The organism is Streptantibioticus rubrisoli (genome assembly GCF_024436055.1).
Taxonomy (GTDB): Bacteria; Actinomycetota; Actinomycetes; order Streptomycetales; family Streptomycetaceae; genus Streptantibioticus_A; species Streptantibioticus_A rubrisoli.
This window is the reverse complement of the sequence record NZ_JANFNH010000055.1, coordinates 1-19191: the sequence shown is the minus strand read 5'-3', so window position 1 is coordinate 19191 and position 19191 is coordinate 1. Positions and strand designations below refer to the sequence as shown.

Here is a 19191-nt window from a genome sequence, read left to right as displayed (position 1 = left end):
CGATGCGCCGCGGTCAGTCGCCGATCAGCGCGTCGACGAACGCCTCCGGCTCGAACGGCGCCAGGTCGTCCGGCCCCTCGCCGAGGCCGACCAGCTTGACCGGCACCCCCAGCTCACGCTGGACGGCGACCACGATGCCGCCCTTGGCGGTGCCGTCGAGCTTGGTCAGGGCGATGCCGGTGATGTCCACCACCTCGGCGAAGACCCGGGCCTGCACCAGCCCGTTCTGGCCGGTGGTGGCGTCCAGGACGAGGATCACCTCGTCGACCGGACCGTGCTTCTCCACGACGCGCTTGACCTTGCCCAGCTCGTCCATCAGGCCGGTCTTGGTGTGCAGTCGGCCCGCGGTGTCGATCAGCACCACGTCGGCGCTCTCGGCGATACCTTCCTTCACCGCGTCGAAGGCGACGGAGGCCGGGTCGCCGCCCTCCGGGCCGCGCACGGTGCGCGCGCCGACCCGCTCGCCCCAGGTCTGCAGCTGGTCGGCGGCGGCCGCGCGGAAGGTGTCGGCGGCGCCCAGCACCACGCTGCGGCCGTCGGCCACCAGGACCCGGGCCAGCTTGCCGGTGGTGGTGGTCTTGCCGGTGCCGTTGACCCCGACCACCATCAGCACGGCCGGGGTGTCCTGCGGGCTCTCGGTATGCAGGACGCGGTCCATGTCGGTACCGACCAGCGCCAGCAGTTCCTCGCGCAGCAGGGCGCGCAGTTCCTCGGGGGTGCGGGTGCCCAGCACCTTGACGCGGGTGCGCAGCCGCTCGACCAGCTCCTGGGTCGGTGCGACGCCGACGTCGGCGGTGAGCAGGGTGTCCTCGATCTCCTCCCAGGTGTCCTCGTCGAGGCGGTCCCGGGAGAGCAGGGTGAGCAGGCCCTTGCCGAGGGTGGTCTGGGAGCGGGACAGCCGGGAGCGCAGTCGCACCAGGCGGCCCGCGGTGGGCTCGGGGACCTCGATGGGCGGGGCCAGCGGTTCCCCGCCGACCTCGGTGGGCTCCTCGACCTCCACGGTCTCGGTGGCGGTGGGGGCCTCCGGCAGGTCGACCTCTTCGATGGTCCTGCGGGGCTCTTCGCGGGGTTCCTCCGCCTCCTCGCCGACGTGCGGCTCGGCCGGCGGGGCGGTGATCTTCGGTTCTGCCGACGGCGGCGCGGGCGGCAGCTGCTTCTTGCGGCGGCTGCTGACCACGAGGCCGCTGAGCGCGCCGATCGCGACCAGGGCGATGACTACAGCAAGGATGACGGTTTCCATAACGCCCTCCAGTATCAGTCACGGCGCAACAGCGCTGCCGGAGAAGACGCGGCACTCAGGGGCTTAAAGCAACTTAATGGGACAAAGGTCACCCTTGACGTCTTCGTGACGCGCATATGATCCTGATCAGCAATGCGCGTAGAGGGGACTTATCGATCGTCCCACAAGCCGCTGTTGCAACCCTCCCCCGATTTCCCGCTCGGAGAAACCATCCTTATGGAGAAGACGACGCCTGCTCCCGATGTCGAAGGCGCCATCGAGACCCGCGGCATCGAGCCCGTCCCCGACTCCGAGCGGCGCGGCCGCGTCAGAGAACTCTTCCCCACCTGGGTCGCGGCCAACATCAGCGTTCTGCTGCTCACCATGGGCGCGGGCCTGGTGGTCTCCAACGGCCTGAACTTCTTCCAGGTCCTGCTGGTCGCCGTCCTCGCTCCCGTTGTCTCGTACGGCATCGTCGGCGTGCTGACCATCGCGGGCAAGCGCGGTGGCGCTCCGGGTATGACGCTCTCGCGGGCGGTCTTCGGTCAGCGCGGCAACCTCTTCCCGGGTGCGGTGACCTGGATCGCGCGGTGGGGCTGGGAGACGATCAACGCGGTGACCGGCGCGTACGCGGTGCTCACCATCTTGAACCTGCTGTTCGGGATCAAGAGCAACACCCCGCTGATCATCGTCACCCTGCTGTTCTTCGTCGGCGCCACGTTCACGGTCAGCGGTATGGGCCGCAAGGTACTGCTGCTGTGCAACAAGTGGTCGGCGTACCTGTTCGGCGCGTTCAGCGTCGCGGTGCTGGGCTATCTGGTCGCCGAGACCGACTGGTCGGCGGTCTTCTCCCGCCCGGCGGGCTCAACGGCGCTGCTGGTGGCCGGAGTTGGCACCATCGCGGCCGGTGGCATCAGCTGGGCGCCATCCGGCGCGGACTTCTCCCGGTACCTGCCGCGCACCGCGTCCAGCAAGGGCATCGTGGGCAACACCATCGCGGGTGCGGGCATCGTCGTGGTGCCGTTGGTGCTGATGGGTGCGGTGATGGCGGTCGGTACGCCGGACCTGGCCAAGGCCACCGACCCGGTGTCGTTCATCGGCAAGCTGCTGCCGATGTGGCTGTCGGTGCCGTACCTGCTGATCGCGCTGATCGGCATGCTGCTGATCAACAGCATGTCGATGTACTCGGCCGGTTTCACCGCGCAGACGCTGGGCTTCAAGATCCCGCGCGCCTGGGCGGTCAGTGTGAACGCGGTCATCAGCCTGGTCTTCGGTTCGCTGCTGATGATCGTGGCGACCAGCTTCATCAGCTCGTTCATCTCGTTCCTGACCCTGCTGGCGGTCTCCTTCTCGGCCTGGATCGGCGTGTTCGGCGTCGACATGCTGCGCGGTCGGGTCTACGACCCGAAGGCGCTGATGGACACCTCCCGTACCAGCGCCTACTGGTACCAGGGCGGTTTCGCCTGGCAGGCGATGGTCGCCTGGGCGGCGGGCCTGGTCATCGGCCTGTGCTTCACCTCGGTGTCCTGGTTCTCCGGCCCGCTGGCAGATAGCTGGCTCGGGAAGAACGGCCTCGGCTGGGCGGTCACCATCGTCATCGCGGCGGCGCTGTACTGGGTGCTGCCGCGCCAGCGGACGGCGAGCGCCAACGAGCTGGCGGCGGCCGAGAAGGCCGTCGAGGACGCGCTGGTCGGCTGACGGCCACGACGTACCCGGAACGTCCCTCTGAGCCGCTGTGCGCGGCCCAGGGGGACGTTTTCGTGGGCGGCGGTGGGCGGGTTACTCGGTGCGCACCACCATCGCGAACGAGGTGCACACGCGGCGGAAACCCGCGTGGCCGGTGCGGCCGGCGTGGCTCATGCAGGCCACGTCCACCGGCGCGCAGTCGTCGGCGGGCTGCGCCGCCCAGTCGCACCGCAGGCACTCGGCCTCGAACGTCACGTCCGTGCCCGGGTGTTGGGTGATCTTGTGGACGACGTAGCGCAGGACGTCCTGGCGGTCACTTGTGCGGCTGGCCGGTGGGCATCCTCTGACTGCGCTATCCGGACAGCCTTGCGTTCGAGGTCTGCGCTGGCCGTGCTGCGGGTATCCACCATGGGTGAACCTCTGCCTATCGGAGGCGCTCCGGGGGCGCGCTCAACTACCTTTCGAGACCCAAGAGTTGCGCTCCGCGCGCATGTTCAACAGGGTCTACGCGGTGACATGCAAGAGCCGTCACCAAGGGGAGCGGGGATGGGGCGTCGTAACGGCGTGACCGGGCAGGCCGCCACGTCCGGCGCGGTCTTCGGGGAGGTGCTGCGGGACGCCCGGGAACGGGCGGGCTGGTCGCAGGGGAAGCTGGCCGGTGAGATCCCGTGTGACCGCTCGCTGATCACCCGCATCGAGGCGGGCAGCCGCGTACCGGACGTCGGCTTCGCCGAGGCCTGCGACCGCCTGCTCGGCACGGACGGGTTACTCCGCCGCCTGTGGCACCGCATCGACTGGTACCCGGTGGTCGAACACCCCGACTGGTTCAGGCGCCGGGCACAGATGGACGCGGTGGCGGTGGCGTTGCGCGAGTTCCAAATGCAGGTTGTGCCTGGGCTGTTGCAGACCGAAGCGTACGCGCGGGCACTGTTCGCGCGGGTTGAGCCGGACGAAGAGGTCGTTCAGGAACGGGTGTTGGCTCGCATGAGTCGCCAACAGCGCTTCCTGAACGACGACGGGCCGCTGCTACTCGCCGTGCTGGACGAGAGTTCCATCCGGCGCGTGGTCGGCGGTCCTGACGTGATGCGCGAGCAGTGCGCGCATCTGTTGGCGGTCGGCGAGCGCCCGAACATCCGCATCCAGGTGGCGCCGTTCACCATTGCCCATCTGCGCCCACCCAATACCTCCATGTCGCTGATCACGCTGCCGGACGGCCATGAGTGGGTCTACTCGGAGTCCTTGGACCGTGGGCACTTCAGCGACGATCCAGCCGTGATCGCGAGACACACGCGCACCTATGATCTGCTGCGGGCGGACGCGCTCTCGACCCGCGACTCTGCCGCCACGATCTGTGAAGCGATGGAAGGGTACGGCGACGATGACCAACTACGACCACAGCGCGGCGACTTGGCACAAGAGCAGCTACAGCGGCGACAACGGCGGCAACTGCATAGAGGTCGCCCACGGCATCCCCGACGCCGTCCCCGTCCGCGACAGTAAGGACCCGCACGGCCCCACCCTCAGCTTCATCCCCGCCGCCTTCGCGGCGTTCATCTCCGCCGTGCGGAACGGGGAGTTCGGGCAGTAAGCCCGTCGCCCCGGCTCAGCGGAGGCTGAGCCGGGGCGACGGTGCTGGAAGCGGTGGGCAAGCGGGGTTGATCAGCCCATCTCTTCCAGGGCCTTGCCCTTCGTCTCCCGGACGAAGACGAGCACGAACGGGATCGAGAGGAGGGCGAAGAACGTGTAGATCACGTAGGCACCGGACAGGTTCCAGTTGGAGAGCGACGGGAAGCTGACCGTGATGAGCCAGTTGGCGACCCACTGCGCGGAGGCGGCCACGCCGAGCGCCGCGGCCCGGATCTTGTTCGGGAACATCTCGCCGAGCAGCACCCAGACCACCACGCCCCACGACAGGGCGAAGAACAGCACGAACGCGTGGGCCGCGCCGAGCGCCACCGCGCCCTGCAGGCCCGGCATGTGGATGTTGGTGCCGGAACCGGTCTTGTAGGAGAAGGCCCAGGCGCACAGGCCGAGCGAGACCGCCATACCGGCGGAGCCGATCAGCGCGAGCGGCTTGCGGCCGATCTTGTCCACGAAGACCATCGCGATCACGGTGCCGATCACGTTGATGATCGAGGTGGTGAACGAGTACAGGAACGAGCTGGTCGGGTCGATACCGACGGACTGCCACAGCGACGCGGAGTAGTAGAAGATCACGTTGATGCCGACGAGCTGCTGGAAGACCGACAGCCCGATGCCCACCCACACGATCGGCAGGATGCCCGCCCGGCCGCCGAGCAGGTCCTTGAACGTGGACTTGTGCTCGCTGTGCATGGCGGTGCGGATCTCGGTGATGCGGGCGTCCAGGTCGGCCTGCTCGCCCTCGACCTCGGCCAGTACCTTGCGCGCGTCGGCCTCGCGGCCCGCGGAGATCAGGAAGCGCGGGGACTCCGGGATGGCGAAGGACAGCAGCCCGTAGAGCGCCGCGGGCACCACCATCACGCCGAGCATCCACTGCCAGGCCTCAAGGCCGCCGAGGTGGCCGCGCTGCTGGCCGTGGGCCATCTGCAGGATGCCGTAGTTGACCAGCTGCGAGATCGCGATGCCGATGACGATCGCGGCCTGCTGGAACGAGCCGAGACGGCCGCGGTAGGCGGGCGGCGCGACCTCGGCGATGTACGCGGGGCCGATCACCGAGGCCATGCCGATGGCGAAGCCGCCGATGATCCGCCACAGGGTGAGGTCCCACACCGCGAACGGCAGGGCGGAGCCGATGGCGCTCACCACGAACAGCACCGAGGCGATCTGCATCACGCGAATGCGGCCGATGCGGTCGGCGAGGCGGCCCGCGGTGGCGGCCCCGACCGCGCAACCGAGCAGCGCCGCGGCGACGACCTGGGCGAGCAGGGCGGAGCCGATGCCGAACTTCCCCTGGATGCCGTTGACCGCGCCGTTGATCACGGAGCTGTCGTAGCCGAAGAGGAAGCCGCCCATGGCTGCGGCGGCGGTGATGAAGATGACGTGGCCGAGATGGTCGGGCGCCGCGGCGCGGCCGCTCTTCCCGAGCTCCACTGGGGTGCTAGTAGTCAACGTGAACTCCTGGGGCTCGCGCGGAGCCCTCCCGTGGGGGCGTGGATCTTCGACTGCTTCGAGGGTCAGGCGATCCGTCGACCGGTGACCACACGGCTATGCATCGAAAGTTAAAACGACGTTGCAGAGACTATGCCTTCAAGTTTCGAAGTCAATAGGGGGCGGCGCGTCTCTTTAAACAAAGTCACGGTCACAGCATGTTCACGTATTGAACTCTTGACGGAAGCGTCACCAAGCCGATACCAAGTGCGTCGCGATTATTTCTTGGCGTCCCGCAGTCGCTGGCTGATCACCTTCGACACTCCGTCGCCCTGCATCGACACGCCGTACAGCGCGTCGGCGACCTCCATCGTGCGCTTCTGGTGGGTGATCACGATGAGCTGTGAACTCTCCTGGAGCTCCCTCATGATCCCGATCAGACGCTGGAGGTTGGTGTCGTCGAGGGCCGCCTCGACCTCGTCCATGACGTAGAACGGGCTGGGTCGGGCCTTGAAGATCGACACCAGCAGCGCCACCGCGGTCAGCGACCGCTCGCCGCCCGAGAGCAGCGAGAGCCGCTTGACCTTCTTGCCCGGCGGCCGGGCCTCCACCTCGACGCCGGTGGCCAGCATGTCGTCGGGGTCGGTGAGCACCAGCCGCCCCTCGCCGCCGGGGAACAGCCGGGAGAAGACGCCCTCGAACTCCCGGGCGGTGTCGTGGTAGGCGGCGGTGAAGACCTGCTCGACCCGCTCGTCGACCTCCTTGACCACCTGCAACAGGTCGGCGCGGGTCTTCTTGAGGTCCTCCAGCTGCTCGGAGAGGAACTTGTGCCGCTCCTCCAGCGCCGCGAACTCCTCAAGGGCGAGCGGGTTGACCTTGCCCAGCTGCTGGTACGCCCGCTCGGCGGCGCGCAGCCGCTTCTCCTGCTCGGCGCGAACGTACGGGCGGGGTCCCTGGTCGTCCTTGGGCTCCTCGCCCTCGGGCGTCGGAGGAGGCGGTACGGGCTGGTCGGGGCCGTACTCGGCGACCAGCCCGGCCGGTTCGATGCCGTGCTCCTCCAGCGCCTTGGCCTCCAGCTGTTCGATCCGCAGCCGCTTCTCGGCGCCCAGCACCTCGCCGCGGTGCACCGAGTCGGTGAGCTTGTCCAGCTCGGACTTCAGGCCGCGTGCGGCGTCCCGTTCCGCGGTCAGCCGGGCCTCGCGCTCCGCCTTGGCCTGCTCGGCGGCCGACCGCTCCCGCTCGGCGCGGGCCAGCGAGACGGTGACGTACTCCAGCAGGCCCCGGGCGCCGGCCAGTACGGCGGAGGCCACCCGTGCCTCGTGCTCCTGACGCGCCCTGCGCTGCGCGGCGCGCGCCCGCGCCTCGCGCTCCATGCGCGCCGCCCGGTCCAGCGCGTCCGCGCGCCCCGCGAGGGCCTTGACCCGCTCCTCGTGGGTACGCAGCTGCAGCCGGGCCTCCATCTCCGTCTGCCGGGCGTTGGCGCCGTCGGCGGCGAGCCGGTCGCGGTGCGAGGTGTCCGGCTCCTCCTCGGCCGGGGCCGAGGAGGCCTGGTGCAGCCGCTCGGTCAGTTCGGTCAGTTCCGCGTTGGCCTTGGCCAGCGCCTCCTCGGCGCGGGCCACGGCCGCCGCGGCGCGCTCGGCCTCCCCGGTCGCGCCGCGCGCCTGCCCGCCGAGGCGGCCGAGCTGCTGGGCGACGGCCGACTTCTCCTTCTCCGCGTCCCGCCGCTGGGCGGCGAGCTGCTCCACGGTGCGGGCGGCATCGGCGCGCCGCTCCTTGGCCAGGGCCTGGGCCTCGGTCAGCTCCTCGCAGCGGGCCGCGAGCTCCCGCAGCCGCACCGCCGCCTCGTCAACCGCGGCCTGCACCTCCAACAGGCTCGGCGCCCCGGCCGAGCCGCCGTGCGCGAAGTGCGCGGCCAGTACGTCGCCCTCGGCGGTGACCGCGGTCAGCCGGGGATGCCGGGCGATCAGTGCCTCGGCGTCTTCGAGGGTGTCCACCACCACGGTGTCGCGCAGCAGCCGACGCAGTGCGGGCAGCAACTCCTCGGGCCCGCCCACGAGTTCGGCGGCGGGCCGCCCGGTACCGGGAAACGTTCCGGCATCCGGCTCGGCCTGCGCACCGCCGATGAGCAGGGCGGCCCGGCCCGCGTCGTCCTTGCGCAGCAGCCGCAGCGCGGCGGCCGCGGCGCCCGGGTGGCTGACCGCTACGGCGTCGGCGGCGGCGCCCAGCGCGGCGGCGACCGGGACCTCGAACCCCGGTGCCACGGTGAGCAGTTCGGCGGCCGGTCCCAGCAGTCCGGTGAGCCGGTCGGCGGCGCCGAGCAGTATCCCGGTGCCGTCCTTGCGGCGCAGCCCGAGGGCGAGCGCGTCGTGCCGGGCGGCGAGCGCGGCGCGTTCCCGTTCGGCGGCGGTGGCGGCCTCGCGGGCGGCGGTCAGCGTTTCCTCGGCCCGCTCCAGTTCGGCCCTGGCGGACTCGTAACGTTCCTCCAGTTCGGCGTCGCCCGCGGCCAGGCCGTCGACCTGGGCGCGTAGCTGCTCGTACTCCTCCTGGGCGGTCACCGCGCGCTCGGCCGCCTCGTCGCGGGCCGCGGTGAGTCGGCCGATCTCGGCCTCGGCGGCGCTGGCCCGGCTGCGGGCCGCGTTGACCTGGCCGTGCAGCCGGGCGAGGCCCTCGCGGCGGTCGGCGATCGCCCGGGCGGCGGCCTTGAGCCGCTGGTCCTCCTGGGCGAGGGCGCGTTCCAGTTCGGCGCGGTGCGCCACGGTGTCGTCCAGCGCGCAGCGGGCGGCCTCCAGTGCGGCGGCCAGCTCGGCCTCCTGCTCGCGGATGCGGGCGGCCTCGCGCTCCATGTCCTCCGGGTCGCGGCCGCGCCGCTCCTCGGGCTGCGGTGCGGTGGCGTGCCTGACCTTCTGCTCGGCCAGGCCGATGGTGCCGCGCACCCGTTCGGCGAGTTGCGACAGGTCGTACCAGGTCTGCTGGGCCTCGGCGAGGCGCGGCCCGATCTGCCGTACCTGTTCCTCCAGTTGGGCCTCGCGGCGCTGCGCGGCGGCCAGTTCGGCCTCGACCGCGTCGCGGCGTTCCTTCAGCGCGGTCTCGTCGGCGATCTCGCTGCGCAGGGCGGCGCGCAGGGTGACCAGGTCGTCGGCGAGCAGGCGGAGCCGGGCGTCGCGCAGGTCGGCCTGGATGACGGCGGCACGGCGGGCTACGGCGGCCTGGCGGCCCAGCGGCTTGAGCTGGCGGCGCAGCTCGGCGGTCAGGTCGGTGACCCGGGCCAGGTTGGCCTGCATGGCGTCCAGTTTCCGCAGCGCCTTCTCCTTGCGCTTGCGGTGTTTGAGGACGCCCGCCGCCTCCTCGATGAAGGCCCTGCGGCCCATCGGGTCGGCGTGCAGTACGGAGTCGAGCTGGCCCTGGCCGACGATGACGTGCATCTCGCGGCCGATGCCGGAGTCGGAGAGCAGTTCCTGGATGTCGAGCAGGCGGCAGGTGTCGCCGTTGATCTGGTACTCGCTGCCGCCGTTGCGGAACATCGTCCGCGTGATGGTGACCTCGGCGTAGTCGATGGGCAGGGCGCCGTCGCCGTTGTCGATGGTGAGCGAGACCTCGGCGCGGCCGAGCGGCGGGCGGCCGGTGGTGCCCGCGAAGATCACGTCCTCCATCTTGCCGCCGCGCAGGCTCTTGGCGCCCTGTTCGCCCATGACCCAGGACAGGGCGTCCACGACGTTGGACTTGCCCGAGCCGTTGGGGCCGACGACGCAGGTGATGCCGGGTTCGAAGCGCAGGGTGGTGGCCGACGCGAAGGATTTGAACCCGCGCAGGGTCAAGCTCTTGAGGTGCACGCCGAGCTCTCCTCCTCCGCCGCGCGGCGGCTGCCGTTGATGTCGCTGCCGAGGAGTCGGACTCTACAGTTCGAGCCCGGTTTCACCGGGGAGGATGCCGGGCACACCAGAGGTTAAGAATCGAAGAGGATCACGGGGGTGCGGGCAAGGGGGACACGACAAAGGGACGCCGAAGCGTCCCTTTTACAGAACTTCAAGCGGTGTGCTGATCCGGACCGGTACATCGTCCGGGTCAAGCCAGCAGCCGGATCAAGCCAGCGCGGGCTCCGTCTGGGAAACGTCGATGGAGCTGAGCAGCGACTCGTCTCGCGACGACACCAGAGCGTCGTTCTCGGCCTGGATCCGTACGATCTCGGACTCCAGGTCCTGGACACGCTGCTGAAGTCGTCGCATCTCGGCGAGGAGTCGCGGGTCGGGGCCGCCGACGTAACCGAGAAGCGCCTTTGCCATGATGGATGGTCCTCCACGCTGAGTGACCGACCTAAGCGGTGTGGGTCGTGAGGGGGTTGCCGCACCCGCCGTTTGCGCCGCCGCCGTAGTCCTTCTCACAGCCAAACAGCTAAGGTGCGCGGGGCTTCCAGCGTCTCACCAAAAGGTTTGACGGTCAACACGATCACACCCCTGTCGTGCGGCGTGCCGTCAACGTCACGCGGCGCGTCACGCTGCGCGGGGGCACCCGCCGGGGGCTCAAGAGATCATCCTTGCGCGGCAGCCTGGCATGCCGATCGGGAAAAGGCAACCGCCCGAAGTCGAGCTGTACCGACCAATTGCCCGCGCCCGGTGTGGGCGTTCCCGGCTTACGCCATCAGCGGGTGCTGAATCCGTCATATCCGCCCCGCGGCTCACCCCAGATCTCCGTGACGCCATCGACCCGACCAGGGGTTTCGCCGCCCCGAAGCCAGTCGAGCAGTCGCTCGCAACGGTCCTTGGCGCCCTCCGCCACGACCTGCACCCGCCCGTCCGCGAGGTTGGAGACATAGCCGCGCAGGCCGCCGATCTCCAGCGCGGCGACCCGGGTCCACCACCGGAAGCCCACGCCCTGGACCCGGCCCCGCACCCAAGCGGTCATCCGCACCTCGCCGTCCGCGCCGTCGCCGCGGATGTCACCGTTTCGGGCGTGGCCGACGTCACCGCTGTGGACGCCCCCATCTCCGCTGCGGGCAGAGTCGTTCACCGGGTTTCCCTCTCTCCATGGCCCGCACCCGGTCCCGGCGCGGCCGACGTCAACCGTACGCGGACGCCGGTCAACCGCGGCCGACCGGCTCCCCCGGGAAGATCCGGCGACCCGTCAATTACCCGGGTCACGCGCCGGTGTCGGCCGGGATTCGGTACAGTCACGCCGAATCAGGACTCACCCGTTCGAGTGAACGCGGGTGTTCTTCCGCAGCGCCGCGGGGCACCGCCGACACCGGGAAGCGAGGACCGCGCAGATGGGTCGCCATCGCCGCACTTCCGCCGCACCGCCCGCCCGTCTCCCTCCACCGCCCTCAACGGAGGCCCGTCGGGCCGCTGCGTCATCTGCCGGTTTCCCTCCACCATCCTCAACAGAGGCCCGCCGGGGCGCGGCATCGGCTGCCCGCATCCCAGCGGAGGCCCGTGAGGGCGCGGCATCGGCTGCCCGCATCCCAGCGGAGGCCCGTGAGGGCGCGGCATCGGCTGCCCGTATCCCAGCGGAGGCGCATCGGGGCGCGGCGTCGGCTGGCCGTCCGCAAGCGGAGGCCCGTCAGGCCGCAACGCCGTCTGCGCAGGCCCCCCTGGCCGCGGCACCGCCTGCCTCGCCCCGTCGGTCGTCGCCCCGTCGGTCGCCAGCCCGCCGCGCGGCGGACCGGCGGCCCAATCCCCCGGCGCGCACCGGCCTGTTGGGCGCCGCCTGCGCGCTCGCGGTCGGCGCGGTGGCCGTCGCCTCCGGACTGGTACCGGTACCGGGCGGGCCGCCCGGCGGCTACACCTTCGGCGCCCCGGACGACGCCCCGGGCAACCTGCCGCGGGCCGACGGCACCCCCACCACCCCGGTGACCGGCACCGCCCCAACGGACCGTGGTTCCGTCCCGACGAGCCGGGACGCCGGACGCGGTGCCGATCCGGGGGCGGCGGTGCCCACCGGATCGTCCAGCCGATCGGCGCGGCCGTCGCCGACCGCCGTGCCGCCGCAGCGCGGCGCCCCCGCACCCGCCGCACCCGTCACCCCGACCGCCTCGCCAAGCACGACGGCCCCGGACGGTACCGACGGCGCGAGCGGCAGCGACGCCCCCTACGGCAGCATCGACCAGTCGGCTGGCCCCGGGGCATCCCAGGCGGTGCTTCAGGTGCTCGCCCTGGTCAACCAGGAGCGCGCCAAGGCGGGCTGCGTACCGCTCACCGAGGATCCCCGGCTGGGCACCCTCGCCCAGAACTTCAGCCAGCAGATGGCCACGCTCGGCTTCTTCGGCCACACCGACCCGAGCGGCAAGTCGCCCTGGGACCGGGCGGCTTCGCTGGGGATAGCGAATCTGGGCGGCGAGAACATCGCCCGCGGCCAGGCCGACGCCAAGGCGGTGATGGACTCGTGGATGAGCACCCCGGAGCACCGGGCCAACATCCTCAACTGCGAGTACCACACCATCGGGATAGGCGTCGACTTCGGCTCCAGCGGCCCCTGGTGGACCCAGGACTTCGGCTACTGAGGCCGGTGGGGCGGGAGTTGGGCCTGGGCCGCCCCGGGCGCCGTGCCGATGCGCCTTGTCGTGCTTGGCGCGCTGTGAGCTGACGCTTCGTCAGGCCGCCTTGCCGATGGCGAAGGTCCGCGCGGTGTCGGCGACCCGGCGGCCGAGGTGCTCGGCGGTGGCGATGTCCGCCTTGTGAACGGCGTCCGGCCCCTCGTCGTTGTTGGACTGGGCGCCCGCGCCGAGGAAGATGCCCAGCCGGTTGAGGTCGTTCTCGGAGGCGGTGGAGGCGTTCCAGCCCGGGTGCAGACCGAGGCTGACCCAGTGCATGCCGTGCTGCGCGGCGAGCACGGTGAAGAACTGCAGGGTGTGCAGCTTGTCGCCGCTCTTGGAGGCGGAGTTGGTGAACCCGGCGGCCAGCTTGTCCTTCCAGGCCGAGGTGAACCAGCGCTTGGAGCTGGCCTCGGCGAAGGCGTGGAAGGCGGCCGAGGCGGTGCCCATGTAGGTCGGCGAGCCGAAGACTATGGCGTCCGCGGCGTCCAGCAGCGCCCACTGCTCGTCGGTGATCGTCTCGACGTTGACCAGGTGGACGGTGGCACCCGCGGCGGCGGCGCCGTCGCGGACGGCCTCGGCGAGGACAGCGGTGTGTCCGTAACCGGAGTGGTAGGCGATGGCCACGACGGGGGTGACGGGAGTGGTCACGGTTGTGCTCCTTGCTGCGATGGGCCCCGGGCGCCGTCGGTCAGGCACCCCGGGAGGCATCACCAAGGAGAGCACTTTCCAAATGAAAGCGCAACCCAACAGTTAGCGCTGTGGAGGAGTACGCTTGAGGCATGGCTAGGACCGAGACCTCCGCCCGTCCGTGCGCCGACCAGGCGCAGCCCTATGACGTGTTCGCCAAGGCCTGCCCGTCACGCTCCACGCTGGAGCACATCACCGGTCGCTGGGGGAGCCTGACGCTGGGCGCGCTGAGCGAGAACACGCTGCGCTTCAACGAGCTGCGCCGCCGGGTCGACGGCGTCAGCGAGAAGATGCTCTCCCAGACCCTGCACGCGCTGGAGCGGGACGGACTGGTGCACCGCGAGGCGGCGGCCACCAATCCGCCGCGGGTGGACTACCGGCTCACCCCGCTGGGCCACGCGGTGGCCGAGCGGCTGCTGGCGCTGATCGACCTGGTGGAGGAGCGGATGCCCGAGGTACTGGCCGCCCGGGAGGCCTACGACGCCCGCGGCGGCCGCTGACAGCGCGGGCAGAAGTAGCTGGACCGATTCATCCACGGCCGCCGTCGGATCGGTGTGCCGCAGCGGCGGCACGACTCGCCCTCGCGGCCGTACGCGTCCAACGACCGGTCGAAGTAACCGGATTCGCCGTTGACGTTGACGTAGAGGCTGTCGAAGCTGGTGCCTCCGGCGGCCAGCGCGTCGCCCATCACGTCGCGGATGTGGCCGACCAGCTCCGCGGTGCGCGACCGGGTCATGGCGGCGGTGGGACGGTCGTAGTGCAGTCTGCCGCGCCACAGCGCCTCGTCGGCGTAGATGTTGCCGACACCGCTGATCAGTGACTGGTCGAGCAGCGCGCGCTTGATGGTGGTGCGACGGCGGCGCAGCGCGTCGTGGAAGGCGTCCTCGTCGAACGCCGTCTCCAACGGGTCGGGGGCGATGTGCGCGAGCGGCAACGGCAGCCCCACCGCGGCGTCCGGCCCGTCGGGCACGGCGTCGTGCACCGACAGACCGCCGAAGGTGCGCTGGTCCACGAAGCGCAACTCGGTGTCCCCCGCCGGGTCAGCGGCTGGTGTCGCGGTGTCGGCGAACCGGAACCGGATCCTCAGGTGCGTCTCGTCGGGCGCCTCCCGTGGCTGGACGAGCAGTTGACCGCTCATGCCGAGGTGCCCGAGCAGGGAGGTGCCGTTGCCCAGCGGCAGCCAGAGGTACTTGCCGCGCCGGTGCGCCGGGCCGAGGGTGATCCCGCGCAGCCGGTCGGCGAAGTCGTCCGCGCCCGCGATGTGGCGGCGCACCGCGCGCGGGTGCCGCACCTCGACATCGTGGACCGTACGGCCGCTGACCCAGCGCTCGAGTCCGCGGCGCACGACCTCCACTTCGGGCAGCTCGGGCATGTCCCCTCCAAGCACAACGGGCCCCACCTCCTACATCGAGGTGAGGCCCGTAGCGTGTCACACGGTTCTGAACAGCCGCTCAGTGGGCCGCGGTCTGCTCCTGGGCGGAGGCTTCCCGCTGCTCGCGCTTGGCGCGGATCTCCCGCCAGGCGGACTCGGCCGCCTGCTGTTCGGCTTCCTTCTTGCTGCGGCCGGTGCCGGTGCCGTACGTGACACCACCGACGCGGGCGGCAGCCGTGAAGGTCTTCTCGTGGTCCGGCCCCGACTCGGTGACCAGGTACTCGGGGACACCGAGCGCCTCGGTCGCGGTCAGCTCCTGGAGACTGGTCTTCCAGTCCAGGCCCGCCCCGAGGTTCGAGGACTTCTCGATCAGCGGGTCGAAGAGGCGGTGCACCAGCTCGGACGCCGCGTCCAGACCCTGGTCCAGGTAGACGGCGCCGATCACGGCTTCCAGGGTGTCGGCGAGGATCGACGCCTTGTCCCGGCCGCCGGTCCCCTCCTCGCCCCGGCCCAGGCGGATGAAGCTGCCGAGCTCAAGGCCGCGGGCGACCTCCGCCAGCGCACGCGAGTTGACCACCGCGGCCCGCAGCTTGGCCAGTTGGCCCTCGGGCAGGTCGGGGTGGGCCCGGTACAGCGTGTCGGTCACGACCAGACCGAGCACGGAGTCACCGAGGAACTCCAGCCGCTCGTTGGTCGGCAGCCCGCCGTTCTCGTAAGCGAACGAACGGTGGGTGAGCGCACGCACCAGAAGGGCGGGATCGAGTGTGTACCCGAGCCGCCCTTCCAGAAGCGCGTAGGACGAGGCTGCCTTGATGGCGTCTGCCGACGACTTGGCGTCTGACATGAAGCCTGTCACCTACCGATCAGACCTCGAGGACCTGACGCTTGTTGTAGGTGCCGCAGCTCGGGCACGCGATGTGCTGCTGCTTCGGCTCGTGGCAGCGCTCGCACGCCACGAGAGTGGGGACCGCAGCCTTCCACTGCGACCGGCGGTGGCGCGTGTTGCTGCGCGACATCTTCCGCTTCGGAACAGCCACGGCTATTTCTCCTGCTTCTCGTCGACGCCACGCTCGGCGCCGCCCATGTTGTCCTTCTCGCCGGCCTTGAGGGTTTCGGCGAGTCCCTGCAGTGCCGCCCAACGGATGTCGGCGGCTTCGTGGTGGTGGTCCGGGTCGTCCGCCAGCCGTGCTCCGCACTCGGAGCACAGGCCCGGGCAGTCCTCCCGGCACACCGGCTGCAGCGGCAGTTCCAGCACCACCGCGTCCCGCAGCACGGATTCGAGGTCGAACATGTCGTCCTCAAGGACGAGCAGTTCCTCCTCGTCGCCGTCCTCGGCCTCTTCCGCGTCACCGCCGAATCGCTGGTCGGCGTCCGGGTAGGCGAACAACTCCTGGAAGTCCGAGTCGAGCTCCCACTCGACCGGCTCCAGACACCTTACGCACTCCCCCGCGACCGGCGCATGGGCGGTACCCGTGACGAGCACGCCTTCCATGACCGATTCCAGCCGCAGGTCGAGTTCGATCTCGGCACCTTCCTGCACGCCGATCACCCCGGCGATACCGAGGTCCGCGGGTGCGGGGACGGTGCGGGAGACCCTCTTCATCGCGCCAGGCCGACGGCCCAGCTCGCGTGTGTCAAACACGAGAGGGTCACGGTGGTCAAGGCGGGCGTTGATGGCTTCCTGCTTTCCTCGGTGCGTGTGCCGTACGGCGCGGGCCGACCCGGAAGAGGGCAGCCGGAAACCGGCTCATCAAACAGGCCGGAGCTGTCAGGATACTGGACGCGGGCCGCTGGCCCAACTTCGCCCGTCTCCAGGCAGCGGTGGGCAGCGTCTAACGCCCCTGCTCCAGTTCCCGCAGCCGGTCCAGGTCGATCAAGCCGGTGTCGAAGAAGCTGGTCTCGTCCAGCCCGGTCGGCTGCATGGTGTGCTGCTGGTACGGCTGTTGCTGATGGTGGTCCTGCGGCTGGTGCTGCTGCGGGATCTGGTGCTCGTAGCCCTGCTGCTGCCAGCCGTACGCCGGGTCGGTGTACTCGACCTGCTGCGGGACGTAGCCGTAGGCGTCGTACCCGCCGCTCTGGTACGGGTCCTGCTGGTAGCCGCCGTACTCGGCCGCCATCGGGGCGTACTCGGGCTGCTGCGGGTAGTCGTAGGCGACCGGTTGCTCCTGGGCGACCGGTTCCGGGTGGGCGCCCGCCAGGCCCGCCAGGTACTCGGCGTCGCTCTGCTGGGCGGCCAGCGGGGTGCCCTCGGCCGACAGGCCGTCCTGGGCGGCCATGTGGGCGGCCAGCTCGTCGATGGGGCGGTGACCGGTGAGCTTCTGGCGGCCCCGGCCGACCGCCTCCAGGGTCTTGGCCAGCACCGTCTCGAACGCGCCGAGCTTGGCGTCCACGTAGGCGTCGGCCCGGCGGCGCAGCTCCTCGGGGTCGGCGCTGCGCTCGGGGGCCTCGTCGTCGGGGTGGCCGTGGTCGTCGGTGCCGGGGCCGCGGCCGAGCAGCTTCTCGCGGCCGCGGTCGACCGAGCCGAGGGTCTTGGTGAGCACCACCTCGAAGTTGGCCAGCTTGCTGTCGACGTACTCGTCGGCCTCCGCGCGGATCTCCTCGGCCTCGGCCCGGGCCTCGGCCAGGATCCGGTCGGCCTCCGCCTGGGAGCGCCGGGCGACCTCGGTGTCGGAGACCAGCGAGCCGCGCTGCTCGTGCGCGGAGGCGATGATCCGCTCGGCCTCGGCCCGCGCCTCGGCGACCATCTGCTCCCGGTCGCCGAGCAGCGCCTGGGCCTGGGAGAGCGAGTCAGGCAGCGCGTCGCGCACCTCGGACAGCATGGCGAGCAGTTCGGCGCGGTTGACCACGCACGAGGCCGACATCGGCATGGAGCGCGCACCTTCGACGGCCGCGACGATCTCGTCGAGCTTCTTTTGCACGTCCATGTCCGTTAAGTCTTTCCTCGGCGGGCCCGGCGCGGCCGGGTGGTTGGGTCAGACTCTACGACCACCGGGCGCGCCGGGCACGTCGCCTGATGACCCATCAGAAAGTTCCGGGAGCGGCGACCGGTTCAGTCCCGGCCGAGCTTGGCGCGCAGCGCCCGCAGTACGGCGTCCGGCACCAGGTGGGAGACGTCGCCGCCCCACTGGGCGACCTCCTTGACCAGGCTGGAGGACAGGAAGCTGTAGGTGGGGTTGGTGGGGACGAAGAGGGTTTCCACGCCGGATAGCCCGTTGTTCATCTGGGCCATCTGCAGCTCGTAGTCGAAGTCGCTGACCGCGCGCAGTCCCTTGACGATGGCGGGGATGTCGCGCTGCTTGCAGAAGTCCACCAGCAGGCCGTGGAAGGACTCCACACGGACGTTGCCGAACTCCTCGGTGACCTGCTCGATGAGCGCTATGCGCTCATCGACGGTGAACAGGCCCTGCTTCGCCTTGTTGATCATCACGGCGACGTAGACCTCGTCGTACAGCCGGGACGCGCGGGCGATGATGTCGAGGTGTCCGTTGGTGATGGGGTCGAAGGACCCCGGACAGACGGCGCGGCGCAACAGTGGTTCCTCGCTCTCCGATGCGGTCATGACGCGTCGGCGCTGGCTCCGGCGCGTGTCGCGGCGGCGCGACCGTACCAAAGTGTGCCCTCGCCGTATCGACGGGCCCGAAGCCCCTCGAAGCCCTCGGGCCAGCGGAACTCTCCGCCCCGTGTGCTTCTCTCCACGGTGACGAGGACCTCGTCGGCGAGCCAGCCCTGATCCTGGAGTGTGAGCAGGATCTCGCACAGTCGGTCGTCGGTGACCGCGTAGGGCGGGTCCAGGAAGACCACGTCGTACGGGGTCGCCGGGGGCGGTCCGGCGATCAGCTTCTCCGCCTTGGCGGCGCGCACTTCGGCACCGGGCAGGCCGATGGCGCGCACGTTCTCCCGGATGGTGCGCGCGGCCCGGGCGTCCGCCTCGACCAGCAGGACGTGTTCGGCGCCGCGGGAGAGCGCCTCCAGGCCCACGGCGCCCGAGCCGCCGTACAGGTCGAGCACCCTGGCACCGTGCAAGGAGCCGCGCAGCGACTCCCAGGTGGAGAACAGGCCTTCGCGCGCCCGGTCGGACGTTGGGCGGGTGCCCTGTCCTGGCGGAACGGCCAGCCGACGCCCTCCTGCGGCACCGGCAATCACGCGGGTCACCCTCGGTCACGCCCCCTTGCGTCAGGTCTTCGTACGGCTGGCGGGTCCGCCGCCGCACCACCACGATACGTAGCCCCCGGCAGGCACGCCTGCGGCGGCCAACCCCGCTCCCGGCCCCCTCCGATCAGGGGCTGCGCCCCTTCGGCCCCCTGGCCGGGGAGCGTCCCCTCGGCTTCAGGGGGTACGCCCTTGGGCCCCTTGGGGGGCGGACTTCAAGGCTGCGCCCTTAGGCCCTTTGGGGTGCGGACATGATGGCTGCGCCCCTGATGCCCTTGGGCCGGGGTGGGTGCGCCCCTGATGCCCTTGGGCTGGGGCGGGTTTGATACCGCCGGGCTGCGATCCGGGGGTTGCTCGCCGTCGCGGCTGATTTTTGTTTCCGCCGCGACGGCGAGCGACCACGTCGGTCTTGATCGGCGGTTACCGACAACCGCAGCCATCCGCCACAGCACAGCCGGAATCCAGGGCTTGCCCCCGAGGGGG

Annotated in this window: 19 protein-coding genes; 5 read left to right on the top strand and 14 right to left on the bottom strand. The window is 70.8% G+C overall.

Annotated features, from left to right (window positions below):
* Positions 1-13: 13 nt before the first annotated feature.
* Positions 14-1240 (bottom strand): signal recognition particle-docking protein FtsY, encoded by a 1227-nt coding sequence (gene ftsY / locus NON19_RS29660; RefSeq protein WP_255932238.1) that lies wholly within the window; start codon positions 1238-1240, stop codon positions 14-16.
* Between the two features lie 216 nt (positions 1241-1456).
* On the opposite strand from ftsY, the gene NON19_RS29655 reads away from it, so the two are divergent.
* A complete protein-coding gene (locus NON19_RS29655) occupies positions 1457-2917 on the top strand; it encodes a purine-cytosine permease family protein (RefSeq protein WP_255932236.1) in 1461 nt (486 codons plus the stop codon).
* A gap of 81 nt (positions 2918-2998) precedes the next feature.
* Here the strand turns inward: NON19_RS29655 and NON19_RS29650 are convergent, their stop codons facing one another.
* Positions 2999-3205 (bottom strand): DUF7848 domain-containing protein, encoded by a 207-nt coding sequence (locus tag NON19_RS29650; protein ID WP_443729346.1) that lies wholly within the window; start codon positions 3203-3205, stop codon positions 2999-3001.
* A gap of 246 nt (positions 3206-3451) precedes the next feature.
* Here NON19_RS29650 and NON19_RS29645 point away from each other — a divergent pair, with 246 nt between their 5' ends.
* A complete protein-coding gene (locus NON19_RS29645) occupies positions 3452-4405 on the top strand; it encodes a helix-turn-helix domain-containing protein (protein WP_255932234.1) in 954 nt (317 codons plus the stop codon).
* A complete protein-coding gene (locus tag NON19_RS29640) occupies positions 4356-4493 on the top strand; it encodes a DUF397 domain-containing protein (RefSeq protein ID WP_255932268.1) in 138 nt (45 codons plus the stop codon). The genes NON19_RS29645 and NON19_RS29640 overlap by 50 nt, the downstream gene beginning before the upstream one ends.
* Before the next feature lie 71 nt (positions 4494-4564).
* Here NON19_RS29640 and NON19_RS29635 read toward each other — a convergent pair whose 3' ends face one another.
* The 4 genes from NON19_RS29635 to NON19_RS29620 form a co-directional block, all read right to left on the bottom strand.
* On the bottom strand, positions 4565-5995 hold the full coding sequence (locus NON19_RS29635; protein ID WP_255932232.1) for a sugar porter family MFS transporter: 1431 nt from the start codon (positions 5993-5995) through the stop codon (positions 4565-4567).
* A 257-nt stretch (positions 5996-6252) separates the two neighbouring features.
* Positions 6253-9804, bottom strand: a complete 3552-nt coding sequence (gene smc / locus NON19_RS29630; RefSeq protein WP_255932231.1) for a chromosome segregation protein SMC — start codon at positions 9802-9804, stop codon at positions 6253-6255.
* A gap of 249 nt (positions 9805-10053) precedes the next feature.
* Positions 10054-10254 carry a hypothetical protein gene (locus NON19_RS29625; RefSeq protein ID WP_255932230.1) on the bottom strand — a complete coding sequence of 67 codons (201 nt, stop codon included), beginning with the start codon at positions 10252-10254 and terminating at the stop codon, positions 10054-10056.
* A gap of 355 nt (positions 10255-10609) precedes the next feature.
* Positions 10610-10873, bottom strand: coding sequence for an acylphosphatase (locus NON19_RS29620; protein WP_255932267.1), 264 nt, complete (start codon positions 10871-10873; stop codon positions 10610-10612).
* Positions 10874-11663: 790 nt separating this feature from the next.
* Between NON19_RS29620 and NON19_RS29615 the strand changes: the two genes are divergently transcribed.
* Positions 11664-12467 (top strand): CAP domain-containing protein, encoded by an 804-nt coding sequence (locus tag NON19_RS29615; protein WP_255932229.1) that lies wholly within the window; start codon positions 11664-11666, stop codon positions 12465-12467.
* 90 nt (positions 12468-12557) lie between these two features.
* Here NON19_RS29615 and NON19_RS29610 read toward each other — a convergent pair whose 3' ends face one another.
* Complete coding sequence (locus tag NON19_RS29610; protein WP_255932228.1) at positions 12558-13148, bottom strand: flavodoxin family protein; 591 nt, start codon at positions 13146-13148, stop codon at positions 12558-12560.
* 131 nt (positions 13149-13279) lie between these two features.
* Here NON19_RS29610 and NON19_RS29605 point away from each other — a divergent pair, with 131 nt between their 5' ends.
* Entirely contained in the window at positions 13280-13687 is a 408-nt protein-coding gene (locus NON19_RS29605) for a winged helix-turn-helix transcriptional regulator (RefSeq protein WP_255932227.1), read from the top strand.
* Here the strand turns inward: NON19_RS29605 and mutM are convergent.
* The 7 genes from mutM to rsmD form a co-directional block, all read right to left on the bottom strand.
* A complete protein-coding gene (mutM, locus tag NON19_RS29600; protein ID WP_255932226.1) occupies positions 13663-14559 on the bottom strand; it encodes a bifunctional DNA-formamidopyrimidine glycosylase/DNA-(apurinic or apyrimidinic site) lyase in 897 nt (298 codons plus the stop codon). The two genes, NON19_RS29605 and mutM, sit on opposite strands and share 25 nt — an antisense overlap.
* Before the next feature lie 79 nt (positions 14560-14638).
* The gene (rnc, locus tag NON19_RS29595; protein ID WP_255932225.1) at positions 14639-15403 is read right to left on the bottom strand and encodes a ribonuclease III; all 765 of its coding nucleotides are present in this window, start codon (positions 15401-15403) and stop codon (positions 14639-14641) included.
* Positions 15404-15422: 19 nt separating this feature from the next.
* Positions 15423-15596, bottom strand: a complete 174-nt coding sequence (gene rpmF, locus NON19_RS29590; RefSeq protein ID WP_003951102.1) for a 50S ribosomal protein L32 — start codon at positions 15594-15596, stop codon at positions 15423-15425.
* Between the two features lie 2 nt (positions 15597-15598).
* Positions 15599-16234, bottom strand: a complete 636-nt coding sequence (locus NON19_RS29585; protein ID WP_255932266.1) for a YceD family protein — start codon at positions 16232-16234, stop codon at positions 15599-15601.
* 157 nt (positions 16235-16391) lie between these two features.
* Complete coding sequence (locus tag NON19_RS29580; protein ID WP_255932224.1) at positions 16392-17483, bottom strand: ATP synthase subunit B family protein; 1092 nt, start codon at positions 17481-17483, stop codon at positions 16392-16394.
* A gap of 125 nt (positions 17484-17608) precedes the next feature.
* Entirely contained in the window at positions 17609-18088 is a 480-nt protein-coding gene (gene coaD / locus NON19_RS29575; protein ID WP_255932265.1) for a pantetheine-phosphate adenylyltransferase, read from the bottom strand.
* Between the two features lie 26 nt (positions 18089-18114).
* On the bottom strand, positions 18115-18711 hold the full coding sequence (rsmD, locus tag NON19_RS29570; protein WP_255932222.1) for a 16S rRNA (guanine(966)-N(2))-methyltransferase RsmD: 597 nt from the start codon (positions 18709-18711) through the stop codon (positions 18115-18117).
* Between the last annotated feature and the right edge of the window lie 480 nt (positions 18712-19191).